The sequence below is a fragment of the Thermoactinospora rubra genome, from assembly GCF_002093975.1.
GTDB lineage: Bacteria > Actinomycetota > Actinomycetes > Streptosporangiales > Streptosporangiaceae > Nonomuraea > Nonomuraea rubra_A.
In genome coordinates this window covers 38,188-59,017 of the sequence record NZ_MSZZ01000043.1, presented here as the reverse complement: position 1 = coordinate 59,017, position 20,830 = coordinate 38,188, and the positions used below count along the sequence as shown (strand labels likewise).

Annotated in this window: 20 protein-coding genes; 9 read left to right on the top strand and 11 right to left on the bottom strand. The window is 73.1% G+C overall.

Annotated features, from left to right (window positions below):
* Positions 1-3: 3 nt before the first annotated feature.
* Genes BSB02_RS29235 through BSB02_RS29215 form a run of 5 tightly spaced genes read right to left on the bottom strand, consistent with a single transcriptional unit; the run spans position 4 to position 3,404 of the window.
* Entirely contained in the window at positions 4-834 is an 831-nt protein-coding gene (locus tag BSB02_RS29235; protein ID WP_084963793.1) for an SAM-dependent methyltransferase, read from the bottom strand.
* On the bottom strand, positions 831-1,994 hold the full coding sequence (locus tag BSB02_RS29230; RefSeq protein WP_206184944.1) for an FAD-dependent oxidoreductase: 1,164 nt from the start codon (positions 1,992-1,994) through the stop codon (positions 831-833). Before BSB02_RS29230 ends, BSB02_RS29235 begins: the two co-directional genes overlap by 4 nt.
* Positions 1,991-2,302 carry an antibiotic biosynthesis monooxygenase family protein gene (locus BSB02_RS29225; protein ID WP_084963791.1) on the bottom strand — a complete coding sequence of 104 codons (312 nt, stop codon included), beginning with the start codon at positions 2,300-2,302 and terminating at the stop codon, positions 1,991-1,993. The genes BSB02_RS29230 and BSB02_RS29225 overlap by 4 nt, the downstream gene beginning before the upstream one ends.
* The gene (locus tag BSB02_RS29220) at positions 2,299-3,045 is read right to left on the bottom strand and encodes an SDR family oxidoreductase (protein WP_084963790.1); all 747 of its coding nucleotides are present in this window, start codon (positions 3,043-3,045) and stop codon (positions 2,299-2,301) included. The genes BSB02_RS29225 and BSB02_RS29220 overlap by 4 nt, the downstream gene beginning before the upstream one ends.
* On the bottom strand, positions 3,042-3,404 hold the full coding sequence (locus BSB02_RS29215) for a SchA/CurD-like domain-containing protein (RefSeq protein ID WP_084963789.1): 363 nt from the start codon (positions 3,402-3,404) through the stop codon (positions 3,042-3,044). Before BSB02_RS29215 ends, BSB02_RS29220 begins: the two co-directional genes overlap by 4 nt.
* 454 nt (positions 3,405-3,858) lie before the next feature.
* Between BSB02_RS29215 and BSB02_RS29210 the strand changes: the two genes are divergently transcribed.
* The 6 genes from BSB02_RS29210 (at position 3,859) to BSB02_RS29185 (ending at position 9,249) form a co-directional block, all read left to right on the top strand.
* Positions 3,859-4,644 (top strand): sensor histidine kinase, encoded by a 786-nt coding sequence (locus tag BSB02_RS29210; protein WP_158088752.1) that lies wholly within the window; start codon positions 3,859-3,861, stop codon positions 4,642-4,644.
* A complete protein-coding gene (locus BSB02_RS29205; protein WP_084963787.1) occupies positions 4,623-5,285 on the top strand; it encodes a response regulator in 663 nt (220 codons plus the stop codon). The genes BSB02_RS29210 and BSB02_RS29205 overlap by 22 nt, the downstream gene beginning before the upstream one ends.
* A gap of 71 nt (positions 5,286-5,356) precedes the next feature.
* Positions 5,357-5,734 (top strand): TcmI family type II polyketide cyclase, encoded by a 378-nt coding sequence (locus BSB02_RS29200; RefSeq protein ID WP_240506721.1) that lies wholly within the window; start codon positions 5,357-5,359, stop codon positions 5,732-5,734.
* Entirely contained in the window at positions 5,731-7,395 is a 1,665-nt protein-coding gene (locus BSB02_RS29195) for an acetyl-CoA carboxylase carboxyltransferase subunit alpha (RefSeq protein WP_084963785.1), read from the top strand. Before BSB02_RS29200 ends, BSB02_RS29195 begins: the two co-directional genes overlap by 4 nt.
* Entirely contained in the window at positions 7,388-7,879 is a 492-nt protein-coding gene (accB, locus tag BSB02_RS29190) for an acetyl-CoA carboxylase biotin carboxyl carrier protein (RefSeq protein WP_240506720.1), read from the top strand. The genes BSB02_RS29195 and accB overlap by 8 nt, the downstream gene beginning before the upstream one ends.
* Positions 7,876-9,249: an acetyl-CoA carboxylase biotin carboxylase subunit gene (locus BSB02_RS29185; protein ID WP_084963784.1), complete on the top strand. Its 1,374-nt coding sequence runs from the start codon at positions 7,876-7,878 to the stop codon at positions 9,247-9,249. Before accB ends, BSB02_RS29185 begins: the two co-directional genes overlap by 4 nt.
* Position 9,250: 1 nt before the next feature.
* Here the strand turns inward: BSB02_RS29185 and BSB02_RS29180 are convergent, their stop codons facing one another.
* Genes BSB02_RS29180 through BSB02_RS29170 form a run of 3 tightly spaced genes read right to left on the bottom strand, consistent with a single transcriptional unit; the run spans position 9,251 to position 12,311 of the window.
* A complete protein-coding gene (locus tag BSB02_RS29180) occupies positions 9,251-10,072 on the bottom strand; it encodes a carbohydrate ABC transporter permease (protein ID WP_084963783.1) in 822 nt (273 codons plus the stop codon).
* The gene (locus BSB02_RS29175) at positions 10,072-11,043 is read right to left on the bottom strand and encodes a carbohydrate ABC transporter permease (RefSeq protein ID WP_240506719.1); all 972 of its coding nucleotides are present in this window, start codon (positions 11,041-11,043) and stop codon (positions 10,072-10,074) included. The genes BSB02_RS29180 and BSB02_RS29175 overlap by 1 nt, the downstream gene beginning before the upstream one ends.
* Entirely contained in the window at positions 11,040-12,311 is a 1,272-nt protein-coding gene (locus tag BSB02_RS29170) for an ABC transporter substrate-binding protein (RefSeq protein ID WP_084963782.1), read from the bottom strand. Before BSB02_RS29170 ends, BSB02_RS29175 begins: the two co-directional genes overlap by 4 nt.
* A 91-nt stretch (positions 12,312-12,402) precedes the next feature.
* Between BSB02_RS29170 and BSB02_RS29165 the strand changes: the two genes are divergently transcribed.
* From BSB02_RS29165 to BSB02_RS29155, 3 genes are all read left to right on the top strand, one after another.
* On the top strand, positions 12,403-13,428 hold the full coding sequence (locus tag BSB02_RS29165) for a LacI family DNA-binding transcriptional regulator (RefSeq protein WP_084963781.1): 1,026 nt from the start codon (positions 12,403-12,405) through the stop codon (positions 13,426-13,428).
* Positions 13,429-13,549: 121 nt separating this feature from the next.
* The gene (locus BSB02_RS29160; protein ID WP_084963780.1) at positions 13,550-14,770 is read left to right on the top strand and encodes a glycoside hydrolase 5 family protein; all 1,221 of its coding nucleotides are present in this window, start codon (positions 13,550-13,552) and stop codon (positions 14,768-14,770) included.
* On the top strand, positions 14,767-17,166 hold the full coding sequence (locus BSB02_RS29155) for an endo-beta-N-acetylglucosaminidase (RefSeq protein ID WP_084963779.1): 2,400 nt from the start codon (positions 14,767-14,769) through the stop codon (positions 17,164-17,166). The genes BSB02_RS29160 and BSB02_RS29155 overlap by 4 nt, the downstream gene beginning before the upstream one ends.
* Here the strand turns inward: BSB02_RS29155 and BSB02_RS29150 are convergent.
* The 3 genes from BSB02_RS29150 to BSB02_RS29140 all read right to left on the bottom strand — a co-directional run bounded on the left by BSB02_RS29150 (position 17,163) and on the right by BSB02_RS29140 (position 20,828).
* On the bottom strand, positions 17,163-17,990 hold the full coding sequence (locus BSB02_RS29150) for a PhzF family phenazine biosynthesis protein (protein WP_084963778.1): 828 nt from the start codon (positions 17,988-17,990) through the stop codon (positions 17,163-17,165). The two genes, BSB02_RS29155 and BSB02_RS29150, sit on opposite strands and share 4 nt — an antisense overlap.
* A gap of 39 nt (positions 17,991-18,029) precedes the next feature.
* On the bottom strand, positions 18,030-19,112 hold the full coding sequence (locus BSB02_RS29145; RefSeq protein WP_240506727.1) for a DNA glycosylase AlkZ-like family protein: 1,083 nt from the start codon (positions 19,110-19,112) through the stop codon (positions 18,030-18,032).
* Positions 19,113-19,178: 66 nt separating this feature from the next.
* Complete coding sequence (locus BSB02_RS29140; protein ID WP_240506718.1) at positions 19,179-20,828, bottom strand: ABC transporter family substrate-binding protein; 1,650 nt, start codon at positions 20,826-20,828, stop codon at positions 19,179-19,181.
* Positions 20,829-20,830: the final 2 nt, after the last annotated feature.

Sequence of the window (20,830 nt, the reverse complement as noted above, 5' to 3'; positions counted from 1 at the left end):
TTGCTAGCGGACTGCGTGGACGAGCCAGATCCGGGCGGATCCGACGATCTCGGGGTCGGCCATGGCCGGCACCGGGCGGCCGAACCGGCGGGCGAGGTCGGCCTGGTGCGTCACCTGGGCGCGCCAGCCGTACGGCGAGAGCCACTCCTGCGGGTCCTCCACCGACGACAGCCAGGCGGCGCGGGTGGCCGCGAGCCTGCCCATGGCCGGAGCCATCTGCGGCAGGTCGATGTAGGCGCGGTTGACGTGTTCGGCGGCCAGCCGGCTGCCGGGCGCGGACAGCTCCCGCACCCGGTCGAGGATCCGCTCTCCGTCCTCGGGGGTGAGGTACATCAGCACGCCCTCCACCAGCCACGCGGTGGGGGCCGCGGGGTCGAAGCCGGCCTCGCGCAGGGCGGCGGGCCAGTCCTCGCGCAGGTCGGCGGCCACGACCGTGCGGCCGCACGCCGGCTGGGCGCCGAGGTCGGCCAGCGCCTTCTCCTTGAAGGCGACCAGCTCGGGCAGGTCGACCTCGAACAGGCGCGTGCCCGCGGGCCAGCCGAGCCGGAACGCCCTGGTGTCCAGGCCGGCCGCGAGCAGCACCACCTGGCGCAGGCCCGCCTGGGCCGCCTCCAGGAGCCGGTCGTCGAAGAAGCGGGTGCGCAGCACGAAGTGGTCGGCGGCCCGCCGGCCCGCCTCGCTGACCTGGGGGATGCGTCCGGCGGCGTCGGCCAGCGGCCCGGCCAGGGGGTCGTGGAAGAGCCGGTCGGGGCGGTCGCTCTCGGCCTGCCTGGCCTGCGCGATGAGCACGGCGGTACGGCTGACGCCGCTCGGCAGGCCCGTGGGTGGGGTCATGGGTCACTCCAGTCGATCGCCATCGTGAGCTGGTAGGTCTTGCGGTAGACGAGCCGGTCGAAGGTGGCGCGCATGAAGGCGTTCCTGGCGGCGACCGCGACGGGGTGGCTCCAGCGGGTCAGCTCGCCGTTGGCCCTGGACCTGCGGGCCAGGCGGGCCGTGCGGTCCACCCGGCGGGCCTCGTAGGCGGCCAGCGAGCCGGCCGGGTCGGCGGGGTCGAAGACCTGGCCGAGCACGACCGCGTCCTCGATCGCCTGCCCGGCGCCCTGGCCGAGGTTGAACGTCATCGGGTGGGCGGCGTCCCCCAGCAGGGTCACCCGGCCGTGGCTCCACCGCCGCAGGGGCGGCCGGTCGAAGATGTGCACCGGGCTGAGGGCCCGCTCGCCGGTCGCGGCGATCAGCCGCGGTATCGGCTCCGGCCAGCCGCCGAACTCGCGCTCCAGCAGCGCGGCGGTGGTCATGCCGAGCGGCGCGTCGACGCGGTCGCCGAGCACGCCGTCCCAGTAGACCTGGTCGCCGGGGAGCGGATAGCACACGAACCACCGGCCCCGGCCCCAGGTGCTGAGGAAGGTGTGCTCGGGGACGCCGTGCCCGGGCAGCCTGATCACGCCCTGGAAGGCGGTGAAGCCGGCGTACCTGGGCGGCGGCTCGTACGGGCGCAGCGCGGCCCGGACCGCCGAGCGCAGCCCGTCGGCGCCGACCACGGCGTCGGCGCGGATCTCCCGGCCGTCGGCGAACAGGACCGTGACCCCGTCGCGGTCGGCGGCCAGCCCGGTGCAGCGGAAGCCCCGCGCCAGGTCGCCGCCGACCCGCTCGGACAGCACCCGGTGCAGCTCCGGCCGGCTCACGCTGTAGACGGGCGCGTCGAACCGCCGGGCCATGCGGGCCATGGACCAGTCGGCCATCGCGCGGCCCCGCCGGTCGCGGAACACGTGCCGGTGGAGCTCGTAACCGATCTTCTGGATCTCGCGGTCCAGGCCGAGGCGGCGCAGGGCGAGCACGGCGTTGTGCCACAGCACCAGGCCGTGCCCGGCCCGGGCCGCCCGGGGCTCGGCGGCGCGCTCGCACACCGTGACCGACGCGCCGGCGTTCCGGAGGGCCAGGGCCGCGGCCAGCCCGCCGATGCCGCCGCCCACGACGAGCACCCTGGGCTTGCTCACGTCCCGTCCGCGGCGGTCTCGGCGTGCACGACGAACCGCAGGGATCTGGCCTCGGTGATGCACTCGCGCATCGGCCGGACGAGCTGCCTGTGCTCCTCGCCGGCCTCCCATGCCAGGAAGTCGGCCAGGTCGCGCCACTCGCTGGTGATCAGCCACTGCTCGGGGTCGGCGGCCGACCGGCAGACCTGGTCCCTCAGGTGGCCGGGCACGCCGCGGGCGACCTCGTACCTGATCTTCTCGTAGGCGGCCAGGAAGTCCTCCTGCCGGTGCTGCGGGACCTTGATGAGGAAGACGATCCGGGCCTTCACCGGGGACCACCCACCCCCGGGGGCGGCCCGCCCAGCTCCGAGGTGAACTCGAAGCGGCCCAGCACGGGTACGGCGCAGCCGTACAGGCCGTCGGAGCCCGGGCCGGTCAGGAAGCCCACGACCCTGGCGACCAGCTCGGGCGTGACGGTGTGGTCGAAGTTCATGTGCGGCCGCTCCCGGCGCTTGTCGGGCGTGTCCGCCATGGTCATGACGACCGCGTTGGCGTGGATGCCCTTGCGCTTGAGCTCGTGCGCGACGGACTTGACCCAGGTGACGAGCGCCGCCTTGGCCGCGGCGTAGGCCGACAGCCCCGGCAGCGGCACCTCGGCCAGCGGGGTGCCGAAGTACACCAGCCGGGCGCCCTCCCCCAGGTGCGGCAGGACGCCCTGGGTGGCGGTGACCGCGGACAGGAAGTTGTCGCGCAGCATCTGCTCGTAGACGTCGGGGCCGGTGAGGAACAGTGGTCCGGCGCGGAAGCCGCCGACCAGGTGGACGAGCCCGTCCAGCCGGCCGAAGCGGCCGACCGCCTCGGCGGCGGCGCGGCGGGCCTCCTCGGGGTCGGACACGTCGGCGGCCAGCGTCTCGAGCCTGCCCTCGGCGCCGAACTCGGCCTCCAGGTCGGCGAGCCGGTCCTTGTCCCTGGCGACCAGCAGCAGCCGGTCGCCGCGTCCGCCGAGCTGCTCCACCACGGCGCCGCCGAGCTGGCCGGTGGCGCCGGTGACGAGGAAGACGGGGGCGCTCATCGGGCGGCCTCCGCGTGGCCGGCCACCCGCGTGGTGACGTGGTCCATCATCGCCGACAGGAAGAACGCCCTGGCGCCCTCCGGCGAGCTCATGTCGCGCGGCACCGCCAGGTGCGCGTCGAGCTCGCGCTCCAGCTTCTGGATGCTCGGCTGCCTGGCCAGGTGGGCCATCACGCCGGGCAGGCTGCCGTCGATCTCCATGACGCGGACGACGGTGGTGCCCTTCATGAAGATCGAGGTGCTGAGCAGCCGGGTGCCGTCAGCGGTCACCCACTCCGGCGGCTCGTAGCTGGACAGCAGTTCCCGGACCGCGGCCTCGGAGCCTGGCTTGATCTCGAAGGTGATCGCGTATCGCTGCATCGGACTCCCTCTGCTCCCGGCGGCCCTCGGCCGCCTCCCCCATCAGCCTGTTCGGAAGGGGGTCCGGTGTCTTCCGTCACCGGGGCGAACCTGCCTCTCCCCCGGCCGCGGGACGGCTCCTCCGACCGAGTGAAATCCGGTCCGGCGGTATTTTTCGGGAATTCCGGCAAGTGGCGAAAAGTTTGCCGTCCCGTAACGGCCGGGCGCCGGTGAATCGGGGTAAACGATTTCTTAGAGAGCTCTGTGGAGACGCGGTGAAACCTTGCCATGGCGGCGCCGACGTGCTACATCTCGGCCGCCTGAACTGGTTGAAAAGCGAAGAGTTACCGCCCTTAGACGTCGCTGTGACGCCGCATACATTTCTCTTGAGAAGCCGTCCATTTCACGACTAAGATCCCTGCACATGGGGGAAAATCATCAGATAGAGGGACTTTTTCCGAAGTACTGCTCATCTTTGCTCGAGTCCTGGTTATACGTCCTCCCGCCCGCCCTCGCCGGCGGACTGCTGATCGCCCTCGGGGGTCTGGCCATCGCACCGGGGATCCTGGCCAGGACCAGGGCCGTCGCCGTGGTGAAGGAACGGCGGCGCATCGCGCTCAACCTGCACGACGGCGTGGGCCACGGCCTGGTCGTCCTGGCCATGCACGCCCGCGGCCTGCTCGCCTCGCCGGTGGAGGGGACCGACCGGCGCCTGGCCGCGCTCATCGACGACACCGCCCAGGCCACCCTCGCCGACCTGCGCGAGACGCTCGGCGTCCTGCGCTCGGACGGGGCGCGCGGCCTCCCTCCGGGGGAGGAGGCCCGGAAGGGGCGCCCCTTCCTGCTGTCGGCCCGGCTGGTGGAGATGGCGGGCCGCCTTCCCGCGCCCGGCGTGGCGGTCCGCCTGTCCAACGTGGCCGGCGAGCATCGCGTCCCGGCCGACGTCGCCCACACCGCCTACCGCGTCGCCCAGGAGGCCCTCACCAACGCGCTGCGGCACGGCAGCCAGGAGATCGCGCTCGAGGTCGACTTCGGCCCCGACCTCAGCGTCTCGGTGACCAACCGGCCCGGCGCGCCGGAGGGGTCCCCGCGCGGGCTCGGCGGGTCGGGCCTGGCCGGCCTGCGCGAGCGCGTCGCCGTCCACGGCGGGCGCCTCCACTGCGGTCCCCGGCCCGGCGGCAGGTTCGTGACCAGAACGATCATCCCCCTGGCGCCGGACCGGCTTCCCGAGGAGGACGCTTGCGAAAGATCCGCGTGCTGATCGCCGACGACCAGCCGCTCATCCGCAGCGGCCTGTGCGCCACCTTCGGCCAGGCGCAGGACATCGAGGTCGTGGGCGAGGCCGCCGACGGGCTGGAGGCGGTCAGGGCCGTGCGGGAGCTGCGCCCCGACGTGGTGCTCATGGACATCAACATGCCGGTCATGGACGGCCTGGCCGCCACCCGGCGGATCTGCGCCGAGCATCCCGCCAAGGTGGTCATCCTGACCATCTACGACCAGGACGAGTACGTCTTCGAGGGCCTGCGCAACGGAGCCAGCGGCTTCATCCTCAAGACCGCTCCCGTCGAGCGGCTGACCGAGGCGGTACGGCACGCCGCCGACGGCGACGCCCTGCTGTCCCCCTCGGTGACCCGCAGGCTCATCGACCAGTTCGCCAGGCAGCCCGTCGCCACCGTCGCGGCGCCCGACCTGGACCGGCTCACCGAACGGGAGAGGGACGTCTTCCGCCTGCTCGTGCGCGGCTACACCAACGACGAGATCGCCCGCGCCCTCGTCGTCGGCGACAGCACGGTCAAGTCCCACATCCAGCACCTGTACCAGAAGCTCGGCGTGCGGGACCGGGTCCAGGTGGTGATCTACGCCTACGAGAACGGCCTGGTGCCCGGTCACCCGGCGGGCTGAGCCCTCGCCCCGCGGGGGGAGGGGCGGGTTCATGCCGCCGGCGGGCGACATCCTCCGGCGCGGTTCCTACGGTGACAGCAACCGACCGCTCGCACACGGAGGAGAGCCTCGTGCCCGACCGGATCCTCATCGTCGCCCGCCTCGCCCCCGGCGGGTCCGGCGAGGTCGCCCGCTTGTTCGCCGAGTCCGACTCCGGCGAGTTGCCCCACGCGCTGGGGGTGACGCGCCGCGATCTGTTCACCTACCGGGACCTGTACTTCCACCACGTGGAGTTCGCGGGCGGCGCCCGGGAGGCGCTGGCCGCCGCCCGGGATCGCGACGACTTCCAGCGGCTCAGCAAGGAACTCGGCGCCTACGTCACCCCCTACGACCCGGCCACCTGGCGCAGCCCGGCCGACGCCGTGGCCCGGCCGTTCTACCACTGGACCCCGGAGGGGGGCGCCAGGTGACGATCTCCCCGCCCGCCTCGCGGGACGTCGGCTGGGAGCTGTGCCCGGCCTGCTCGGCCATCGTCTACCGGCCCCGGCTGGAGCGGGCGCGGCACGTCTGCCCCGACTGCGGCCACCACCACCGCCTCGGCGCCGGGCAGCGCCTGGCCACGCTCGTCGACGACGGCTCCTTCGTCCCCGCGCCGCAGGTCCGCGGCGGCGACCCGCTCGGCTTCGCCGACTCCCGGCCCTACCCCGAGCGGCTGGAGCAGGCGCGCCGCCGTACCGGGCTGGAGGACGCCGTCCTGTACGGCAGGGCCACCGTGGGCGGCCGGCCCGTCGTCGTGGCCGTGATGGACTTCGCCTTCCTCGGCGGCAGCATGGGCTCGGCGGTCGGCGAGGCGGTCACCCGGGCCTGCGAGCTTGCGCTGCGCGAGCGCACGCCGCTGATCCTGGCCATCGCCTCGGGCGGCGCCCGCATGCAGGAGGGCAGCCTGTCGCTCATGCAGATGGCCAAGACGGCCCAGGCGATGCAGGCCCTGCGCGAGGAGGGCGTGCTGAGCGTGTGCGTGCTGACCGATCCGACCTTCGGCGGGGTGACGGCCTCCTTCGCCACGCTGGGGGACGTGCTCGTCGCCGAGCGGGGCGCGCTGATCGGCTTCGCCGGGCCGCGGGTGATCGCCGCCGCGACGCGGGAGAGGCTGCCGGCCGGGTTCCAGAGCGCCGAGTACCTCAAGGGCCGCGGCATGCTCGACCGGGTGGAGGCCCGCGACGGGTTGCGGCCGCTGCTGGCCAGGCTGCTGGCGGTCACCGCGCCCGGGGAGCACGGCCCGGCCGGCGGCCAGGAGGTGCTGGTCCGCGATCCGGCCGAGCTGGCGGGCGTGCTCACGCCGTACGAGACGCTGCGCGTGGCCCGCGACGTCCGGCGGCCCACGACGCTGGACTACATCTGGCAGATGTGCACGGACTTCGTGGAACTGCACGGCGACAGGCTGGAGGGCGACGACCCGGCGATCGTCGGCGGGCCCGCCCTGCTCGACGACGTGCCCGTCATGGTCGTCGGCCACCAGAAGGGCCACGACACCGAGGAGCTCGTCGCCAGGAACTTCGGCCTGGCGCACCCGGAGGGGTACCGCAAGGCGCTGCGGCTCATGCGGCTGGCCGACCGGCTCGGCCTGCCGGTGGTGACGCTCGTCGACACCCAGGGGGCCGCGCCCGGCATCCGGGCCGAGGACCGCGGCCAGTCGTGGGCGATCTCGGAGTGCCTGGCCGGCATGTCCCGGCTGTCGGTGCCGGTGGTCTCCGTGATCGTCGGCGAGGGCGGCAGTGGCGGCGCGCTCGCCCTGGCGGTGGCCAACCGGGTGCTCATGCTCGGGAACGCCGTCTACTCCGTGATCAGCCCGGAGAGCTGCTCCACCATCCTGCACGGCGACCCGTCCAGGGGGCCTCAGATGGCCGGGGCGCTGCGGATCACCGCGCCCGAGCTGCTCGCGCTCGGCGTGGTGGACGGCGTGGTGCCCGAACCCGCCGGCGGCGCGCAGGTCGCGCCCCAGGAGGCGGCCGGGTACCTGAAGGCGGCCCTGCTCCAGGCGCTGCGCGAGCTGTCCGGGCTCAGCGGGGACGAGCTGCGCAAGCACCGCTACGAGCGGTTCCGCGGGCTGGGGGTGACCGAGGGTGGATGAGCAGGCGGCCGGGCGGCACGCCGACGACCGGGAGCACGCCGCCATGCGGCTGCTCCGCGAGGAGGCCGCCACCATCGTCAAGACCGTCCCCGGGCCGGTCGCGAGCGTGTCCCTCCGGCTGGGCGAGTGCGCCCTGAAGATCAGCTGGGCGGCCCCGGCCGCCGAGGCCGTCCCGGCCGGACAGATCGTGCAGACGGCGCAGCCCGCGCAACCGGTCGAGGCCGCGCCCGACCCCTCCCTGGTGGAGGTCACCGCGCCGCTCGTCGGCACCTTCTACATGGCGCCCGAGCCAGGCGCGCCGCCGTTCGTCGAGGTCGGCGACCGGGTGAGCGAGGGCCAGACCATCGGCATCGTGGAGGCGATGAAGCTGATGAACCCCGTCAAGGCCGACCGGGCCGGGCAGGTCGCCGAGGTGGCGGTGGCGGACGCGGAACCGGTCGAGTACGGCCAGGTGCTGGTCAGGATCCGGGTGGACGGCCCATGAGCTTCCGCAAGATCCTCATCGCCAACCGCGGCGAGATCGCCCTGCGCGTCGCCCGCACCTGCCGCGAGATGGGCATCCCCACCGTCGCCGTGTACTCCACGGCGGACCGGGACGCGCGGTTCGCCGCCTACGCCGACGAGGCGGTCCACATCGGGCCCGCCCAGGCGCGGCGCAGCTACCTGTACGCGCCGGCCGTCATCGAGGCCGCCCTGCAGACGGGCGCCGACGCGATCCATCCCGGATACGGGTTCCTCTCGGAGGACGCCGACTTCGCCCGGATCTGCGCGGACAACGGGATCACCTTCATCGGGCCGCGCCCGGAGGTGATGGACTGCGTCGGCGACAAGGCCCGCGTCCGCTCGCTGATGGCGGAGGCGGGGCTGCCCGTGCTGCCCGGCAGCGACGGCGCGGTGGCCTCGCTGTCCGACGCCGAGCAGGTGGCCGCGCGGATCGGCTACCCCGTCATCGTCAAGGCCGCGGCGGGCGGCGGCGGGCGCGGCATCGAGGTGGCGCGCGACCGGGCGGAGCTCAAGGACGTCTACCGGCGCACCACGGCGTTCGCCCGGCAGGTCTTCGGCAACGGAGAGGTCTACCTGGAGCGCTACATCCCGGTCGCGCGGCACGTGGAGGTCCAGCTCCTGGGCGACGAGCACGGCACGGTCCTGCACCTCGGCGAGCGCGACTGCTCCCTGCAGCGCCGCAACCAGAAGCTCGTGGAGGAGGCGCCCTCGCCCGTGCTGCCGGACGGCGTCCGCGCGGCGCTGGGCGAGTACGCCGTGGCGGGCGCGCGCCACGTGGGCTACACGGGCGCCGGGACGATGGAGTTCCTCGTCGACGCGGCGGGCCGGGCCACGTTCATGGAGATCAACGCCCGGATCCAGGTGGAGCATCCGGTGACCGAGATGCTCACCGGCGTCGACATCGTCCGCGAGCAGATCCGGGTGGCCGCGGGCGAGCCGCTGTCCTTCACCCAGGACCAGGTCGAGCTCGCGGGCGCGGCCATCGAGTGCCGGGTCAACGCCGAGGACCCCGACGCCGGCTTCCGCCCCACGCCGGGACGGCTGGCCGTCTTCCGCCCGCCGGGCGGGCCGGGCGTGCGCGTCGACTCGGGCTTCAGCCAGGGCGACATGGTCCCGCCCACCTACGACTCGCTCATCGCCAAGCTCGTCGTGTGGGCGCCCACGCGGGCGGAGGCGATCGCCAGGGCGGATCGGGCGCTCGCGGAGTTCGCGGTCGAGGGAGCGGGGGTGGCGACGACCATCCCGCTGCTGCGCCGGCTGCTGGCCCAGCCGGAGTTCGCCGAGGGCCGGCACACCACCCGGTTCGTGGAGGAGTTCCTGTCCCGGGAGGCCGGGCTCAGGGCGGGATGACTCAGCCCTTGATCGCGCCCTCCTCCACGCCGCGGAAGAAGAAGCGCTGGAGCACGGCGAACACGATCACGATCGGGATGAAGGCGATCATGGTGCCCGCCGCGATCAGCCGGGGGTTGGCGCTGAAGGTGCCGTTGAGGTACTGCAGGCCGACCGTCAGCGTGAACTTGTCGGGGTCGTTGAGGACGATGAGCGGCCACAGGAAGTCGTCCCACGCCCCGATGAAGGCGAAGATGACGATGACGCTGAGCATGCCGCGGACGTTGGGCAGGCCGATGCGGACCAGGCGTTGCCAGGCGTTGGCGCCGTCGACGATCGCGGCCTCGTCCATCTCCCTGGGGATCGCGGCGAAGGCCGTCCGCATCAGCAGCACGTTGAGCATCCCGATCGCGCCGGGCAGGGCGACGCCGAGGAGGGTGTCGGCCAGGCCGAGGCTGCGGATGGTGACGTACTGGGAGATGATCGTGACCTCGCCGGGCAGCACGAGCGTGGCCAGGAAGGCGCCCAGCAGCAGCTTCCCCCCGCGGAAGCGGAGCCTGGCCAGCGCGAAGCCGGCCAGCGTGGCGCCGATCGCGTTGCCGCCCACGACGATCACGGCGACGACGAGCGAGTTGCCGGCGTAGGCCCACACCGGGATGGTCTCGGCGACCTTCACGTAGTTCTCGAAGGTCGGATGCTCCGGGATGAACCGCGGGGTGAGCGTGTAGATGTCCTCCCGCATGCTCTTGAGCGAGGTGGACAGCTGCCACAGGAACGGCCCGATGGAGATCACCAGCACGAGCAGGAGCAGGACGTAGCGCAACACCCTCTCACCGGGCTTCATCACGCCTCCTTCCTGTTGAGCCGCAGCAGCAGGAGCATCGGCCCGATCGTGAGCACGAACAGCAGGATGCTCAGCGCCGAGGCGTAGCCCAGGTGACCGGTGAAACCGCGGCTGTACATCTGGATGAGCATGACCACCGACATGTCGCGCCCGCCCGGGCCGCCGGTGCCTTTGGACAGCACGTACAGCTCGGTGAAGGTGCGCAGCGCGGAGACCGAGATCAGCACGGAGATCAGCAGCATCGTGTTGCGCACGCCCGGCACCGTGATCGCGAAGAACCGGCGCACCGGGCCGGCGCCGTCGACGGCGGCGGCCTCATGCAGCTCGCGGCGGACGTTGCCGAGCGCCGACAGATAGATGATCATGTAGTAGCCCAGCCCCTTCCAGACCGTCAGGCTGATGGCGCTGAACAGCAGCAGCCAGCGGTCGGTGAGGAACGGCAGCGGCTCCTGGATGATCTTCAGCTGCCGCGCGATGCCGTTGATCATGCCCTGCTCGTTGAGCAGCCACCCCCAGATCACCGCCACCACGACCGCGGAGGCGATGACCGGCGTGTAGAACGCGGTGCGGAAGAAGGTGATGCCCGGCAGCCTCTTCTCCACGAGGACGGCCAGCAGCAGCGGCAGGAACGTCAGCAGCGGCAGGCACACCAGCATGAACACCACGCTGTTGAGCAGCGCGTCGGCCAGCTGGTCGTCGTTCAGCGCCCGCCGGAAGTTGGCCGGCCCGGTGAAGTGGCCGCCGCCGATCGGCTTGGCGTTGGTGAAGGCCAGGACCACCGTGTTGATCGACGGCCAGACGTTGAACACCGCCAGCCAGATCGCGGCCGGGGCGACGAGCAGCCACGGGGTGAACCACCTCTGGTTGGCTACGGGCTTCCTCCCCGGCCGGGGGACCGGCTCGGGGCGGACATGCCGCCCCGAGCCCGCGTCCCCGCGGGCGCGCCCGAGGGTGCCGTGTCCCGCGGTCACTGGTTGAGCAGCTCGTTGAGCTTGGTCACGGCGGTGTCGAGCGCCTCCTTGGCGGAGGTCTCACCGGCGACGGCCAGGGCGATCTGCTGCTCCATGACCTTCCTCATGGCGTCGTTGAACTGCACCGGCTGGAGCATCTTGGCCTTGGCCAGCGAGGTGAAGGCGATGACCTTGGCGTCGCCGGCGTTGGTGCCGTCGCTCTTGCTGAAGAACGGGTCGCCAGCCGACGCCTTCGTGCTGGGGAAGATGCTGGTCAGGTGCGCGAAGGCGGCCTGGTTCTCGGCGTTGGTCAAAAAGCGGGCCAGGGCGATCGCGGCTTGCGGGCTTCGGCTCTTGGCCGACACCGACACGCCCTGCACGTACAGCGGCGGCGTGCCCATCGCCGCCGACGGCACGACCTTGGGGGCCAGCGTGGGGTTGTCGGTCTTGAGGCTGTCGATGTAGTTGGCGCCGCCGGTGGTCCAGGCCACCCGGCCCTCGGCGAAGAGCTTGGCGTTGCCCGCGTAGGCGTCCGTCAGGACGTCCTTGGGCAGCAGCCCCTCCTTGTAGGCGGCGCGGTACTTGTCGAGCAGCGCCGCCGCCTCCGGGGTGTTGAAGACGAAGCTCTTGCCGTCGTCGGCGAGGATCTTGGCGCCGACGTCGGCGAAGTCGCCCAGCCCGGGCTTGCGGCTCATCAGGTAGACCTTGCCCCCGGACTTGTCCTTGAGGATCCGGGCCTGCTCGATGAGCTCGTCGAGGTCGGCGGGCGGCTTGCCGGGGTCCAGGCCGTACTTGGCGAGCAGCTCGGAGTTCCAGTAGTTGACGTCGGTGTTGAGGTACCACGGGTAGCCGAAGACCCCGGTCAGGCCGGCGAAGCGGTAGGCGTCGATCCCGCCGGTGACGTACTCGTCGGCCAGCTTGGGGTCGGCCTTCTCCACGTCGAGGAGCAGCCCCTGCCGGGCCAGCGGCAGCGCGAAGTCCGGCGGCAGGTTGACGACGTCGGGCAGCGTGCCGCCGGCCGCCTGGCTGAGCACCTTCTCCGAGTAGCCGTCGCCCGGCTGGTCGAGCCACTCGACCTCGACGCCGGGGTTCTGCTTCTCGAAGGCGTCGATGACGCCCTGAACGTAGTCGGTGAACTTGGGCTTCAGCGCCCACGTCTGCAACGTCACCTTGCCCTTGGCCGGTCCGGAGGCCGCCGGCGCGGACTCCTGCCGCGGCGTCTCCGAACTCAGCCCGCATCCCGCGATCGCCAGCGCCGCCAGGGCGAGCACAGCCCAGTACCTTCGCATCCGATACTCCCGCCGCCTTGCTAAACCGTTCTAGTTCTGCGGACTATCTACCCACTAGACTCGTGTGTCAAGTGGGAGAGGAGTCCAAGCCGTGGCGCGACCGACGATCGCCGACATCGCCCGACGGGCCGGAGTGTCGAAGGGGGCGGTGTCCTTCGCGCTCAACGGGCGTCCCGGCGTGAGCGAGGCCACCCGGGCGTTGATCCTGCGGGTCGCCGAGGAGATGAACTGGCGCCCGCACAGCGCCGCCCGCGCGCTGGTGGGCGCCAGGGCCCAGGCGGCGGGGCTGGTCATCGCCCGGCCGGCGCGCACGATCGGCGTGGAGCCGTTCTTCGCCCAGCTGCTGTCGGGGCTGCAGGCGGGGCTGTCGGCCCAGGGCGTCGCGCTGCACCTGCTGATCGTGGAGGACACCGACGCCGAGATCGCCGTCTACCGGCAGTGGGCCTCCGAGCATCGCGTGGACGGCTTCATCCTCGTCGACCTGCAGACCAGGGATCCGCGCGTCGAGGTGCTGGAGGAGCTGGGCGTGCCGTCGGTGGTGCTCGGCGGCCCGGGACGGCACGGGTCGCTGTCGAGCGTGTGGGCCGACGACCGCGAGGCGATGCTGTCGATCGCCGACTACCTGGCCGCGCTCGGGCACGAGCGCATCGCGCACGTCGCCGGCCTGCCGGAGTTCCGCCACACGCAGCGCCGGATCCGCGCGCTGCGCGACTCCTCGCGCCGGCTGGGGCTGGGCGAGGTGGTCTCGCTCCCCACCGACTTCAGCGACGCCGAGGGCGCGGCGGCCACCAGGGCGCTGCTGTCGCGCGTCGACCGGCCCACGGCGATCGTCTACGACAGCGACGTGATGGCCGTGGCGGGCCTGGGCGTGGCCGCCGAGATGGGCGTGGCGGTGCCGCGGGAGCTGTCCATCGTCGCCTTCGACGACTCGGTCCTGGCCAGGATCGTGCACCCGGCGCTGACCGCCCTGTCGCGCGACACCTTCGCGCTGGGCGAGCAGGTGGCCGTGACGCTGCTGGAGACCGTCGCCGACCCGGGCCGGCCGCGCAACGTCAAGACCCCGACGCCCCGGCTGACCGTCAGGGAGAGCACCGCGGTGCCGCGCCGGTCCGGCTGACGGGTCGAGCCGCCGGGTCCGCCTGCCGGGGTCTGGCAGGCGGGCCGGAAACGGACCGGGCTTGGCAGGCGTCGCTAAATCGGTTTAGGCTCACCGGGACCGCTTCGAGCCCGGAGGCCATGTGTTCCCACCCCGTTCCGTCCGTTACGGCGCCAACTACGTGCCCTCCCGGGGCTGGTTCTACAGCTGGCTCGACTTCTCGGCCGACGACGCCCGGCGCGACCTGGCCGACCTGGCCGGGATCGGCCTGGACCACGTGCGCGTCTTCCCCGTCTGGCCGTGGATCCAGCCCAACCGGACGCTCATCCGCCGGCGCGCCGTGGACGACCTGCTGACCCTCGTCGACGTGGCCGCCGAGTTCGGCCTGTCCGTCGCGGTCGACCTGCTCCAGGGCCACCTGTCGAGCTTCGACTTCCTGCCCTCGTGGGTGCTCACCCACCACGGGCGCAGCGTCTTCACCGACGAGGCGGTACGGCAGGGCATCGCGACCTACGTGGACGTGCTCACCCGCGAGGTGGCCGCCAAGGACAACGTCTTCGCCGTCACGCTGGGCAACGAGGTGAACAACCTCTGGCCGCACAACCCGACCGACTCCGGCGCGTCGCGGCGGTGGGCCGCCGAGCTCCTCGACGTGGCCCGCGCCGCCGCGCCCCACCTCCTCACGCTCCACTCGCTCTACGACGCCACGTGGTACGACCCGGCCCACCCCTTCCACCCGGCCGACAACGTGGACCTGGGTGACCTGACCACCGTCCACTCCTGGGTGTTCAACGGGGTGTCCGCCATCGACGGCCCCCTCGGCCCGGCGACGCTCACGCACGCCGACTATCTCGTGGAGCTGGCGGCCGCCACCGCGACCGATCCCGCCCGCCCCGTCTGGCTGCAGGAGGTCGGCGCGCCCCGGCCCGACGTCGGCGCCGACGACGCCGCGCCGTACACCAGGGGGCTGCTGGAGGCGGTCGGGCAGAACCCGGCCCTGTGGGGCGTGACCTGGTGGTGCTCCCACGACCTGGACCGCGGCCTGGCCGACTTCCCCGAGCGGGAGTACGACCTGGGCCTGTTCACCGTGGACCACCAGGCCAAGCCGGCCGCCAAGGAGCTGGAGGCCCACGTCAGGGCCGCACGCGCCGTGCCGCGGACCCGGCCCGCGCTGGTGTGCCCGGCGGACCTGCGCGCCGAGCCGGAGCGCCGCGCCGAGGTCGCCCCGGGCAGCGCGTTCCACGGCGCGTGGGTCCGGCGGCGCCGCAGCGGACCCGTCGCCGTCGTCACCGCCCGCCGGGCCGGCGACGAGGCCTATCTCCAAGCTCGGGGGATCGACACCGTCCTGCAGGAGCAGACATGAGAGTGTTAGCCGCGTTATCCCTGCTGGTGGCTGCCCTGGTGGCGGCTGTGCCCGCGCACGCCGAGCCCGCGCACGCCGAGCCCGCGCACGCCGAGCCGGGCGGCCAGCCGTACGCCTCCTACTGGTACCCCGGCACGATCCTGTCCTGGAACCCGGCGAGCGACCCCGACGCCCGCTTCAACCGCTCGCGCGTGCCGCTCCAGCCCCGCCGCCAGGACCCCGCGCTCAAGGCCAACGCCGACGCCCGCGCGGGCGAGGGGCGGATCGCCTCGCTCGTGTCCTTCGCCCCCACCTCGGGCAACCCCTCCCAGGGAGCGCCCGACGCGAACTACTACGCCTTCCAGTACTGGCAGTACGTCGACACGCTGGTCTTCTGGGGCGGCTCGGCGGGCGAGGGCCTGATCCTGACGCCCAACCCCACGGTGATCGACGCGGCGCACCGCAACGGCGTCAAGGTCTACGGCACGGTGTTCTTCCCGCCCACCGCGTACGGCGGGCAGCTCCAGTGGGTCCGCGACTTCGTCCAGAAGGACGGCTCGGCCTACCCAGTGGCCGACAAGCTGGTCGAGGCGGCCAGGCACTACGGGTTCGAGGGCTGGTTCGTCAACCAGGAGACCGCGGGCGGCGACGCCGCGCTCGCCGCCGAGATGCGCAACGTCATCGCCTACCTGCGCGCCAAGGGCATGGAGGTGATGTGGTACGACGCGATGACCGAGTCCGGCTCCATCTCCTGGCAGGACGCGCTGACCGGCGCCAACGACTCCTTCTTCCAGGCGTCGAACTCCATGTTCCTCAACTTCAACTGGACCGCCGCCGACCTGACCTCCTCCCGCGACCTGGCCCGCGACCTGGGCCGCAGCGAGTACGACCTGTTCACCGGCATCGACACCGAGGCCAACGGCTCGGGCACGAACGTGTCGTGGAACGCGCTGTTCCCGCCCGGCAAGCCGCACGTCACCTCGCTGGGCATCTACCGGCCCGAGTGGACGTGGAAGTCCTCCACCGGCCGCGCCGACTTCTACGCCAAGGACTCCCGCTACTGGGTGGGCGCCAACGGCGACCCGTCCGACACCGCCACCTCCTCCTCGTGGAAGGGGCTGGCCACCTACATCGCCGAGGCCACACCCGTCACGGCTAAGCCGTTCCTGACCTCCTTCAACGCCGGGCACGGCGACTTCTACAACGTCGGCGGCGCCCGGGTGGCCACCGGCGGCTGGAACAACCTGTCGCTGCAGGACGTGCCGCCCACCTACCGATGGGTCGTCACCTCCACCGGCGCCAAGGTCGCCCCCTCCATCGACTTCGGCGACGCCTACGAGGGCGGCTCGTCGCTGCGGCTGACCGGCGTGCTGGACGCGGTCAACACCGTGCGCCTGTACCAGACGCGCCTGCCGGTGGCCGCGGGCACCAAGCTGTCGGTCGTGGTCAAGACACCCGCCGCCGGGCCCACGCACCTCAAGGCCGCCGTGGCCTTCACCGACGCGCCGACGACCTTCATCGCCCTCGACCTGGGGGCCACCTCGGGCAGCGGGTGGGAGCGAAAGACGCTGGACCTGTCGGCCCACGCCGGCAAGACGATCGCGCAGATCGGCCTGCAGGTGGCGGGTCCCGCCGGTGCCAGGGCCGACGTCAGGGTGGGCCGGCTGGCCGTGTACGACGGCGCCGTCGACACGCCCGCCACGCCCTCCGGGCTGACCGTGCTGGGCTCGGCCGAGGTGTCCCCCACGGTCAAGTCGCTCCGCCTGGCGTGGACCGGCGGCGGCCCGGCCCACCACTACGAGCTCTACCGGCGCAACCCCGACGGAACCCGGACCTTCCTCGGCGGCACCCCCAACGACGCCTACTTCGTCCCGCGCCTGGAGCGCGTAGGCAGCGAGACCGCCACCACGCTGGAGGTCCTGGCGGTGTCGGCGGAGGGCGGCCGGTCGGGCGCCGCCACCACGACGGTGCGCTGGGCGGACGGCCCGGCCGAGAGCAACCTCGCGCTCAACCGCCCCGCCAGTGCCTCGGGCCAGTGCAACGCCGACGAGGGCCCCGCCAAGGCGGTCAACGGCAGCGTGAACGGCGGCACCACCGACAAGTGGTGCACGCTCACCACGGCCAAGTGGCTCGAGGTCGACCTCGGCTCGGCCCGCTCGATCACGCGCTTCGTCGTCAAGCACGCCCAGGCCGGCGGCGAGTCGCCGAGCTGGAACACCCGGGACTTCACCATCCAGGTCCGCTCCTCCACCTCCGATGCGTGGACCACGGCGGTGACGGTGACCGGCAATACGTCGGGGACGACCACGCATCCGGTGTCGGTCACCGCCCGCCACGTCCGGCTCTCCATCACCAAGCCGGCCCAGACCGGCGACCCCGCCGCCCGGGTCTACGAGCTGGAGGCCTGGGGCGCCTAGAGCTCGACCTCTCCCGCGACGCAGGTGACGACGTCGCCGCCGACCCAGACGGTGCCGTCGGCGTCGCGGGAGACGCTCACCCGCCCCGCCCGGCCCAGAGCGGCGCCCTGAGCGGCGACGTACGGCGCGGCCGCCCTGCCGGTGCCGAGCAGCCACAGCGCCAGCGCGGCGTTGAGGCTGCCGGTCACCGGGTCCTCGGCGGTCTGGTCGCCCTTGTTGAAGAAGGCGCGCACCTCGAAGGCGTGCTCGGACCCCGGCGGGTACGGCCCGGCCACGCCCACCTTCAGCTCGCCGAGCGAGCCCGGCCTGAGGGCGAGCACCTCCTCGGCGCTGCCGAGCAGCACCGCGATCCAGCCGGGCCCGTTGTCGGCCCACGCGACGTCCACGATGGCCGACCGGTCGACGCCGAGCCCGCCGGCGACCCGCCTGACCAGGTCCTCCTCCACCGGGCCCTCGCGCAGCAGCGGCGGCGCGGCGAAGGCCAGCCCGGTGCCGGTGCGGCGCACGCGCACGAGCCCCACCCCGCACTCCTGCACGATCTCCTCGGCGTCGGTGCCGCGGCCCGCGAGCCAGGCGTGGCAGGTGCCGAGCGTCGGATGCCCGGCGAACGGCAGCTCCTCCTGCGGGGTGAAGATCCTCACCCGGTAGTCGGCGCCCTCCCGCGTGGGCGGGAGCACGAAGGTCGTCTCTGACAGGTTCGTCCACCTGGCGAACCGCTGCATCTCCTCGGTGCCCAGCCCCTCGGCGTCGAGCACGACGGCGAGCGGGTTGCCCAGGTACGGCACGGCGGTGAACACGTCGACTTGCTGGAACGGGCGCTTCATGCGGGCGAGTCTGCCATGGGCCCGTCAGCTCTGGCCCCGTCAGCTCTCCAGAAGCGCCTCCACACGTGCCACGGCCGCCGCCAGCCGGTCTTGCGGCACCTCCTCCAGCAGGTCGAGCCCGACCCTGCCGTCCTTGGCCTCCCACACGCCCACGACGCGGCCCCGATGGACGACCACGGGCGAGATCCAGCCGGCCTGGCGGCTCACCTTGGGCCTGGCGGCGGCGGGGAGAAGGGGCTCGAGGGTGCGCGGGGCGGCCAGGATGTACTGGTCGAAGCCGGGCAGCAGGTGGACCTCCTCGGCGGGCGCGGTGCCCGCCAGCTCGTCCAGGTGGGCGGTGAGGGCCAGCAGGCGCTGCCCGTCGTCGGCCTCCACCTCGGTCAGCTCCGGCTCCAGGGCGCGGAACCAGCCCCTGAGCACGGCCTTGCGCGCGACGCCGCCGAACAGCCAGGCGTCGAACACCTCGGGCGTGGCCGGGCCGTGGACCGACAGGAAGGCGCGGGCGAGCCGTACGCCGGCCTCCTGGAAGCCGGGCGGCTCGGCGGGCCAGCCGGGCAGCCACTCCCGGGGCGAGGTGAAGGTGACCCTGCCGTCGCGGGGCGGGCCGGAGCACAGCTCGCCCAGGCGGCTGAGCGGCTTGAGCAGCGCGCCCCAGCCCGAGGTGAGCGGCTCACGCAGGTGGCGGTCGCCGGTCACCTCGACGACGGAGTCGACCAGCTCCTCGCGCGTCAGCACGCGGCCGGCCAGGGCTTGCGGCACCGCCTCGATGATCTTGCCGATCTCCTCGGCGGTGACGCCGTGGCCGCGCTGCCAGGAGCCCTTCTCCCAGAAGCGCAGCGTGGCCAGGGCGGCGCAGTAATCGGCCAGCTCGTCGGCGGGGACCAGGTGGAGGGTGCCGCGCATCAGCCAGGTCTTCGCCAGCGTGCGGTCGTGCCACAGCGCCCGGTCGACGCCGGCGGGGTCGGCGCCGCGCACGGCGACCGCCAGCCGGGCCGAGGAGGCGACCTGCGCCTGCACCCCGCACAGCCGCCGCGCCACCGCGACGGCGTCGGAGGCGTCGGCGCCGGTCACGTGGTGGCGGCGCAACCGCCAGGCGAGGATCTGGGACCAGGTCAGGCGCATCGTCACAGCCGCCTTTCTACACCACGGCCCCGACAACACCGCGGCCCGCGAGAGGGCCGGAAAGCCTCAGCCGGTGAAGCCGATGTCCTGGTATCTCAGGTCGCGCAGGCCGCGGGCCCCGATGTTGGCCAGGGCCGGCCTGACCGCGACGAGCTGCGGCCGCTGGTACAGCGGGATGACGTTGACCGCCTCCCAGATCAGCCGGTCGGCGACGTTGGCGTGGTCGCGCGCCAGCTCGGGATCCAGCTCGGCCGCCGCCGCCCGCAGAGCCATGTCGATCTCGGGCGAGCCGATCCGGCCGAGGTTGGCGTGCCAGCGTCCGCCGGCGGCGCCGGCGTAGACGCCGTAGGAGCCGGAGACGGGGAACGGCGTGGCCGCGTAGGAGAAGGTGGCCAGGTCGTAGTCGCCGGGGATGACGTGCCGGGCGAAGAAGTCGCCGCTCGGCACGGGGTGCAGCGTGAGCCCGATCCCCACCCGGCCGAGCATGTGCCGCAGCAGCGTGCCCTCCGACTCGGCCTGCGGCGACCCCGCCGGCAGCACGAACCGCAGGACCAGCTCCTTGCCGTCCTTCCTCCGGGTCTGCCCCGCCGCCCGCCACCCGGCCTCCTCCAGGAGGGCCGCGGCCCCGGCGGCGTCGTGGACGCCCAGGGCGCCGGCGTTGTCCTGGTAGCCGTGCTGCACGCCCATGAAGAAGTGGTTGTTCGGCACCGTGCCGGGCCAGTCCAGGCCGCGCAGCCCGGCCTGGGCGACGGCCTGGCGGTCGACGGCCATCGCCACCGCCCGGCGGACCCGCGGATCGGACAGGATCGGGCTGCGGCCGTTGAGCGTGAGGTGGCGGAAGCCGGGACCGGCCGCGCGCCGTACGACGGCTCCCGGGATCGCCTTCACGCGCACGTAGTCGGCGGCGGAGGGGGCCACGTCGAAGACGTCGATCTCGCCGGCGGCGAACGCGCCGGCCAGCGCCTGCCTCCCCATCGCCCGGTAGACGATCCGGTCGAGCCTGGCCCTGTCGCCCCACCAGGCGTCGTCGCGGACGAGCGTGACGATCCTGGCCAGGGTGTCGATGGACTCGACCTTGAACGGCCCGGCGGTGACGGGGATCCTGTCGAGCCAGGCGGTCGCGAAGGCGGCGGGCGAGGCGTTGGCGCTCCTGGGGTACAGCGGACGGAACAGCGACCGCCAGTCGGCGAAGCGGCGCCCGAAGGTGATGACGACCTCGTGCTCGTCCCGGCCCCTGGCCACGCTCTGGATGTCCTGGTAGCCGGTGGTGCTCGACGCCCGGTAGGCGGGGCCTGTCATGGCCCGCCACTGCGCCCGGTAGTCCTCCCAGGTGATCGGCGTGCCGTCGGACCACCTGGCCTCGGGGTTGAGCCGCAGCGTGACGGTCTGCCTGGGGTGGACGGCGGTCACCGCCTCCCGCAGGACGTAGTCGGCGTCGGGGCTGACGCGGCCCCGCTCGTCGGAACGGAACGGCGCGGGCATGAGCGCGTCGACGACGGTCCTGACCGTGGCGGAGTCGCCGTCGACGTGGTTGGCGTTCCACTGGGTGGGGAAGGTGGCGATGCCCCAGCGCAGCGTGCCGCCCTCCCTGACCCGGTCGCGGGCGACGACGTTGAGGTCGTGGGCCTTGACGGCCTCTCCCCCGCCGCCGGGGATGAGGCCGCAGCCCGCCAGCAGCGGCGCCACGGCCAGGGCGATGACCAGGAACCTCCGCACCG

Bases quoted from the DNA above. Each gene is read 5' to 3' on its own strand.
- BSB02_RS29235 (WP_084963793.1), bottom strand. From the start codon at position 834: ATGACCCCACCCACGGGCCTGCCGAGCGGCGTCAGCCGTACCGCCGTG.
- BSB02_RS29220 (WP_084963790.1), bottom strand. From the start codon at position 3,045: ATGAGCGCCCCCGTCTTCCTCGTCACCGGCGCCACCGGCCAGCTCGGC.
- BSB02_RS29215 (WP_084963789.1), bottom strand. From the start codon at position 3,404: ATGCAGCGATACGCGATCACCTTCGAGATCAAGCCAGGCTCCGAGGCC.
- BSB02_RS29185 (WP_084963784.1), top strand. From the start codon at position 7,876: ATGAGCTTCCGCAAGATCCTCATCGCCAACCGCGGCGAGATCGCCCTG.
- BSB02_RS29180 (WP_084963783.1), bottom strand. From the start codon at position 10,072: ATGAAGCCCGGTGAGAGGGTGTTGCGCTACGTCCTGCTCCTGCTCGTG.
- BSB02_RS29170 (WP_084963782.1), bottom strand. From the start codon at position 12,311: ATGCGAAGGTACTGGGCTGTGCTCGCCCTGGCGGCGCTGGCGATCGCG.
- BSB02_RS29155 (WP_084963779.1), top strand. From the start codon at position 14,767: ATGAGAGTGTTAGCCGCGTTATCCCTGCTGGTGGCTGCCCTGGTGGCG.
- BSB02_RS29150 (WP_084963778.1), bottom strand. From the start codon at position 17,990: ATGAAGCGCCCGTTCCAGCAAGTCGACGTGTTCACCGCCGTGCCGTAC.
- BSB02_RS29145 (WP_240506727.1), bottom strand. From the start codon at position 19,112: ATGCGCCTGACCTGGTCCCAGATCCTCGCCTGGCGGTTGCGCCGCCAC.